The organism is Paraburkholderia steynii (assembly GCF_900100565.1).
In the GTDB taxonomy this organism is placed as follows: domain Bacteria; phylum Pseudomonadota; class Gammaproteobacteria; order Burkholderiales; family Burkholderiaceae; genus Paraburkholderia; species Paraburkholderia terrae.
The window spans coordinates 189819-196898 of record NZ_FNDI01000018.1 but is presented as its reverse complement, the minus strand read 5'-3'; the positions used below and the strand labels follow the sequence as shown (position 1 = coordinate 196898).

At 59.4% G+C, this 7080-nt stretch carries 6 protein-coding genes and 1 rRNA gene; 2 read left to right on the top strand and 5 right to left on the bottom strand.

The genetic code is table 11. The annotated features are described in order from the left end of the window. Positions 1-90, bottom strand: a 16S ribosomal RNA gene (locus tag BLT65_RS29130); the annotation flags it as partial. Positions 91-393: 303 nt separating this feature from the next. Here BLT65_RS29130 and BLT65_RS48055 point away from each other — a divergent pair. After that, positions 394-627, top strand: a complete 234-nt coding sequence (locus BLT65_RS48055; RefSeq protein ID WP_091784141.1) for an SET domain-containing protein-lysine N-methyltransferase — start codon at positions 394-396, stop codon at positions 625-627. A 446-nt stretch (positions 628-1073) separates the two neighbouring features. Here BLT65_RS48055 and BLT65_RS47325 read toward each other — a convergent pair whose 3' ends face one another. Continuing rightward, positions 1074-1250, bottom strand: a complete 177-nt coding sequence (locus tag BLT65_RS47325; RefSeq protein WP_167306559.1) for a hypothetical protein — start codon at positions 1248-1250, stop codon at positions 1074-1076. 27 nt (positions 1251-1277) lie between these two features. Beyond that, complete coding sequence (locus BLT65_RS29120; protein ID WP_091784138.1) at positions 1278-2588, bottom strand: DUF3422 family protein; 1311 nt, start codon at positions 2586-2588, stop codon at positions 1278-1280. Positions 2589-3115: 527 nt separating this feature from the next. Here BLT65_RS29120 and BLT65_RS29115 point away from each other — a divergent pair. Continuing rightward, positions 3116-4360 carry an acyl-CoA dehydrogenase family protein gene (locus BLT65_RS29115; RefSeq protein WP_091784135.1) on the top strand — a complete coding sequence of 415 codons (1245 nt, stop codon included), beginning with the start codon at positions 3116-3118 and terminating at the stop codon, positions 4358-4360. Positions 4361-4468: 108 nt separating this feature from the next. On the opposite strand, the gene BLT65_RS29110 is transcribed toward BLT65_RS29115, so the two are convergent. Both BLT65_RS29110 and BLT65_RS29105 read right to left on the bottom strand, forming a co-directional pair. After that, a complete protein-coding gene (locus BLT65_RS29110; RefSeq protein WP_244186701.1) occupies positions 4469-5506 on the bottom strand; it encodes a sigma-54 interaction domain-containing protein in 1038 nt (345 codons plus the stop codon). A gap of 71 nt (positions 5507-5577) precedes the next feature. Further along, a complete protein-coding gene (locus BLT65_RS29105; RefSeq protein ID WP_244186690.1) occupies positions 5578-6807 on the bottom strand; it encodes an acyl-CoA dehydrogenase family protein in 1230 nt (409 codons plus the stop codon). Between the last annotated feature and the right edge of the window lie 273 nt (positions 6808-7080).

Here is a 7080-nt window from a genome sequence, read left to right as displayed (position 1 = left end):
GCCAGGGTTGCCCCCGCGCTGCCGTTCGACTTGCATGTGTAAGGCATGCCGCCAGCGTTCAATCTGAGCCAGGATCAAACTCTTCAGTTCAAACCTGTTACTGTTTTTCGGTTCCGTTAAGAACCGGTCGCTCACTCAAAATCACTGACGAAAGATCTGATTGCTCAAACCTTCCTCAATTACTTCTGTGTGAGACTCGATTACTTTCGCTATTCAGTGACCCGAAGATCACCGCGCGCTTGCCATCGAGCACCCACACTTATCGGCTGTTGATTGTTAAAGAACATTCGCGGGAAGCGCCTTGCTTTTTCGCGTCCTCAGCGACGAGGGAGGCGAATTCTGAGCCACCCGACACGTGACGTCAAGAGGAATCGGAAAAATATTTCTTCCATCGTGACTTCTCATTCACGCGACGAACCTCTGACGAAATTAAACGAACCGGAGTCGAATGATTCACATGACAAACTGAACCATGCGCGTGTCCCGAACTGCGAGGCCATTGCAACCAGCAGTCACGTGTTCATTCATGCCATCACGGCTATCCGTCCCGGCGAAGAGCCGTTTATCGACTACCGCCTCGTGGCTGATGGCAAGATCACCGACGAGGTCTGCGCAGAGTATGCGTGACACTGCGGCGCTGCCTTATGCCGTCACTCCATGTTGACCGGGACGACAGTTGCCTGATGTTTGATCTCAATCCGGGGGCAGGGATCGCCCACTCCGCGCGAAGGTGGTTCGACCTGACCGTCAGCGAAAGGGGAGTCCCCCACGCTAACTATGCGCCGAGCGGTGCCCCGGGCGAAGACTGAACCAGCCGGCAGCTGGCTTACGCCTTCGCAGTCGATGGGTGTCGAACTTGACATGGCGACCACCGGTTTGAGACGACCACTCTGGATCAATTTCATCTCAATTTACTTTGGCATCCTTATAACAGTAACTTCTATAATTAAACTTACATCAACTCTCGAATGTGTTTGCGGAGAGGTGCTGCAGCAACACAGACAGGATGGCCTGTCCACATTTATCGAAGCGCTCGCGTTGATCACGTGCAGCTTCGGGTGACAGTTATTCTGTCAGTTGTAGCCTAGAATCGCGGCCGTCGCGACATCGGGTCGATCGTTCGGGTGGCCGGCCAGCGAGACAGTCGGCTCCTTCAATGCAGAAAGATACGACCGCAGATAGCTTTCGTTCGCGGGGTTCGCATCGCGATGCATGTGTTCCTGCGCTTGGCTGCTTTTCGGGTGAGTCATTGATGCTGCTCCTGAGGGTCTGCGGTTTCAAATCGATTGATTCAAAGGACGAACGACGTGCTCTTCATCACTCGCGTTGCGCTTCAATAACCGGCTCCGGGTCCGCTTTGTGATGGCGATCACCGCAAGCACGACAGGTCCGATCGCCAGGCCTTCGGCCAACTCGGGCTCGATGGGAAGACTCAGCACGTGCAACGCCTTGAACGCAGCAGCAGCCAACGAAAGCACATAGTATGAGATTGCCGCAACGGACAGCCCTTCGACAGCATGCTGCAAATGCAGCTGGTTGCGTGCCGTCCGCTCCATGCCGACGAGCAGGCGCGTGACGTCCTTTTCCTGAGCGAGGTTGACCCGCGTGCGCAACAGATCGACGGCGCGTGCGATTCGATCCGCGATCTGTTCATGACGGGCCCAGACGCTGCGGCATGTTTCCATCGCGGGCGCGAAGCGGCGCTCCATGAACTCCTGGATCGTCGGCATTCCCTCAATGCGCTCTTCTCTCAACTCTTGAATGCGTGCCAGTACCAGTTTCTCGTAGGCCCGTGACGCGCTAAAGCGTCCGCCGGACCCTGAAAGCGATTCAACTCGAACCGCGAGGTGCGTGAGTTTGACGAGCAGCTGTGAGTCGTCGCCATCTGCGCCCCGCGCATCCATGCTCTGCATCAACGACTGAAGCGAAGAATGAATCTCGTCCAGATCGCGACTCATTCTGCGCGCGATCGGCAGCGCCAGCAGCGCCATCATCCGATACGTCTCGATTTCATACAGTCGCTGCAGCAGACGGCCGCCCTGCTCCTCACGAAAGCCCTCATCGATGACGAGAAAGCGCATAAAGCCATCCGGCCGCACGCACCAGTCGCAAAACGCTTGACCGCCGCCAAGCACATTGCTGCCGACCAGAATTGGCCCGTCGATCCATTGACGCAACGCATCGCGCGCTGCGCGCGCGTCGTCTCCCGTCAGTAGTTCCATACGGGACGCGACGAACCGGCTTCCAGCGAGTTGTATGAACCAGCTGGCGGGAATGCCCTCAGTTGCAACATCGTTGAAATAGTCGCTGTCCTTGCGCGGGATGACGAACGTGAACGTGGAGAATTCAGTGTGACGTTCCCACTTCAGATGCCATCCGCACGGCGACTGCACGGAACAATGCGTGGCGCCTTCCGCTGGAATCGATATTCCTGTGTCCCGGCACAACGTATGTAACAGGCTCTCGTGTATCGACGGATTGTGCTCGGTGTAAATCGCGTAGTGGGTGAGGGAGACAGATTCGGCCAGTCGCAGAAAGGGGCGAGCGTGCAATTCCGCAGCCAGCGTGGCGCGCAATGGGTGGTCCATGGTCGAAATTTTCATAGGTTGCTATTCACGCAGACAATTCGATGCTGCAACACGACTGCTTGCAACAACTATGGCAGAAGCGCGTCGACAAGGAAATCTCATAGTCCTGATCGACATCTTCAGGTTTTCTGATGGATCGGCGCGAGCAGATCCGGCAGATAGCGGTGTTCAAAAATGTCGTCTGTAAGAGAGAAACAAGTGTTGCCGCTCATTGAACATGTCATCGACTGCCTCGGCATAGACCGTGTCTTTTTGGGGTTCTGTCACGTCAAGGCGGTAGGCAATGATGACGTCCATTCGCTCAGAGTGAGCGACCCGCTCCCCCCTTCCCAGCAAACCTTCCACTGCTCCCAGAGCAGCACCTCATAAGCACACTGCTTCATTCCCAGCAACAAGAACTCCTCGCCATGCCCATTCGTCAAGGTCCAGAGGAGCTAAACGCGATGGCACATCTCGTGCTGTCTAGTTTCGACGAAGAGAGTCTGATCGCTCCGCCGCGCTCCACACCTTGACTTTAGAGAAGCCACATGACGTCACAAATCGAACTGGAAAAATCGCCGCTTTCATCCGGCGCCGACTACGAACAACTGGCCGTCACGTTCAGGCCGATCTTCAAGCGCATCGCGGAGGGTGCGCTCGAACGCGAGCGCGCACGTGCGCTGCCTTATGAGCAGATCGTCTGGCTGAAGGAAGCCGGGTTCGGCGCCGTCAGAGTGCCGGTCGAGTATGGCGGCGCCGGCGCGTCGCTACCGCAACTCGTGCAACTTCTGATCGAACTGGCCGAGGCCGACTCGAGCTTGCCGCAAGCACTGCGTGGCCACTTCGCTTTCGTCGAGGACAGAATCAACGCGACGCCTGGCGCTGCCAGGGAGAAATGGCTTCAACGCTTCGTGGCCGGTGATATTGTCGGCAATGCGTGGACCGAGGTCGGCGCGGTCAAGATAGGCGATGTGATCACACGCGTGTCGCGTGACGGCGATCAATGGGTTGTCAACGGCACGAAGTACTACAGCACCGGAAGCATCTTCGCCGACTGGATCGACGTCTACGCGCAGCGCGACGACAACGGCACCGACGTCATCGCTGCGGTGAATACGCACCAGTCAGGCGTCAAGCAAAGCGACGACTGGGACGGCTTTGGCCAACGCACCACCGGGAGCGGGACGTCCGTATTCGAAAACGCGATTGTCGACGAGGAAAACATCATCGACTTCTCCACGCGCTTCAAATATCAGACCGCGTTCTATCAGCTCGTGCTGATCGCCGTGATCGCGGGGACGGGTCGCGCGGCATTGCGCGACATCTCGAATGAGGTCCGCAAACGCACCCGTATTTACAGCCATGGCAACGCGCCACGTGTCAGCGAAGATGCTCAGGTGCAGCAAGTGGTGGGTCAAATTGCTGCGCGCGTGTACGCTGCAGAGGCGGCCGCTGTACGTGCGGCCGAACCGTCGCAAAGAGCGTACGAAACGCGCTTCGGCACTGACCGCAATGCCGAACAGGCCGCAAACGTGGCAGCGGAAATCGAATCTGCAAAAGCACAGGTGGCTGTGGCGGGTCTGATTCTGCAGGCGACGACTGACCTGTTCAACGCGCTCGGAGCTTCCGGCACGAGCGAAAACAAACTGTTAGACCGTCACTGGCGCAACGCTCGCACCGCGGCATCGCACAACCCGCTCATTTACAAGGAACGGATCGTCGGCGACTGGGAAATTAACGGCAAGGAGCCGCCCTTCGTCTGGCAGATCGGCAACAGCCGAACGGCCACCTAGTCCGCTATCGCCAAGGCGTGCGTCGTCGAGTGGGTCGGTCTCGCGGCCGGTCCGCTTCGATCTCCGATGCCACCGCAATCAACTGCCTCGACGACCACGCGCTTGCGTCTACTTCTGCGCCGAAATCTGCTTTGCGCGAATCAGGCGCGCCCGCAATACGTTGCGACTGATGCCGAGCAGCCTCGCGGCCTGAATCTGGTTCCGGTAGCAGAAGTCGAATGCCACGCGCATTACGGTGTCTTCGATCTGTTCGAACAGGTTGCCTTCCGCGTGATCGAACAGATGACGCAACGCCGCCTCCAGTTCTCCAAGCGGTGTCGCCGCCGGTTCGTTGGCCGCTCGCCGCGTCCCCTGTATCCCGAACGACGACATCTGAAGATCGCCCTCGCCCAGTGAATCACTGCGGCACACCAGCAACGCGTAATGGATAACATTTTCAAGTTCGCGAATATTGCCCGGCCAGCCGTGTTCCAGCAGTTTGCGTTCCGCGCGCGGGTCAATGTCGACGGCGCCATAGCCCAGACGGTTCCGATATTCTTCAATGAAATAGCGGGCCAGCGGCAGGATATCGCCGGGCCGGTCCCGCAACGTCGGCACGGCCAGATGCACGACATTGAGCCGGTAAAACAGATCCTCGCGGAAATGCCCCGCCGCCACGGCGTCCTGCAGATGCACGTTGGTGGCAGCGAGCACGCGCACGTCGATCGGAACGCTGCGACGCGAGCCGAGCCGCACGATCTCGCGCTCCTGCAGCACACGCAACAGCTTGACCTGCATCGAAAGCGGCAGGTCACCGATTTCATCGAGAAACAGCGTCCCGCCATTCGCCGCTTCGAACCATCCGGGTTTCGCGCAGAACGCACCGGTAAACGCGCCCTTCTCGTGGCCGAACAATTCGCTTTCCACCAGCGACTCGGAAAACGCGCCGCAATTGACCGCGACGAACGGGCCGTCCTTACGGGCGCTCAGGTTGTGCACATGGCGCGCGACCAACTCCTTTCCGGTTCCCGTTTCGCCGATCACGAGCACATTGGCATCGCTCGGCGCCACCATGCGAATGCGTTCGAGCAGCGCCACCGATCGCGGGTCCGAGAAGATCTGCGCGGTAGCACGGATGGAGGTGGTGAGCGCGCGCTTGTCGGGCATCGTCAGCAATGGCGGCACTTCCGCTCGCGCGATGGCTGGGCGGTCCGGCAACACATGATTGAGTGAGAAGTTCATGAGTAGAAGCTCGGCGTCGGGTATCGTTGCGTCAAGGTCCATTCGCCGATTTCACGAAGCTTGTAGGCGAGCGGATCATGGAGCGTATGGGTGCGCAAATTTCGCCAATGGCGGTCCAGCCTCAGCGCGCCGTGTGTCGCGCGCGCTCCGGCCACGTCGAACATCCGGGTACAGATACTGAACCCGATTTCGGTAGCGGCGACTTTGGCCGTTGCAACGGCCAACGCCACTTCGCCGCGTTCGGCCTCGGTCAGCGCGTCCTCGCGAGCCCAGGCGGCATCGAAACGGTCCGCCGCGCGGTCGGTCAAAAGACGCGCCGCCTCGAGGCCCGCCCAGAACTCGCCGTACTGACCGAGAATATAAGGATCCGCCGACGTGGTCTGCACACCGGACGTGTGCCATGGACGTGCTTCGTGCAGCGTGTAGTGGCGCGCATCATTGAACGCGCTTTCGCCGATGCCCAGATACGTATTCGTCAGGATCAGTTGCGCGAGCAAGGGACGCAGGCAGGCGAAAGGCGTCGACAGCGGCCCAGGTTCGGTCAGGAGTTCATGATTCTCCACGCGGACCTTTTCCAGTGTCACCGTGCCACTATCCGTTTGCCGCTGGCCGATATTGTTCCAGTCTTCGCCAACCGAGATACCTGTACGCCCGGTCGGCACGGCCGCGACCAGCAGCGTTCCCGCATCCGCGTCCCGCGCGGACACGATCAGCATTTCGGAATCGAGCGCGCCGGAACAGAAGCTCTTCTGTCCACTGAACTCCCGCCAGCCCGCGTACGAGTGGCTCACCGCCCGCTCGTCGAGCGGATTCAGCGCGTTGCCCCAGAACCACTGATGGCGCGCCGTCTGCTCGAACCACGAACGCCACTGCGGCGGCGAGCCGAACAGACGCACGGTCGCCAGCATCAGATGATGAAAGCCGAACACATGCCCGAGCGAACTGTCCGCGCGACCAAGCGTGCGTACCACGTCAAGGGTTTGCCGCCAGTTGGCGCCGGAACCACCGTGCGTCACGGGGATACTCATCGCCAGCAGACCGCTGGTGCGCAACGCATCCCGCTCCGCTTTCGGCGTGCCGCCCTGGGCGTCGCGCTCGGTCGCGGTCGTGGCAAACGCTACGGCCAGACGTTGTGCGATCTGCAGCGGCGTTTCAGTGATAGCGGGCGTCTCCTCGTCAGGCAATACGGAAAGCGGTGCGTTTTGCTGTAGGTAAGTCGAATTCATATCGCCACAGAGTTGCTTCCTGAGAGGCATATTCTGACGACCTACGCTTCTCTCCGATGCATTTTGTTGTGGGAACCAAAGTCCAATTGCTGATTACGCAGCAGCGTCATTATCGATGCTGTCTCTGCGTCAGCCGTCACGCCGCCCGACGTCTCTCAGACGCCGGACCGGTTGGACTAATGAAAGGCTCAAGGCGCCCCTCCCTGCCCGTTGCTGCTGCTCCAGCAGCAACGACGAGACCATCCTGCTTCACCAGCGTCATACGCCAACCTG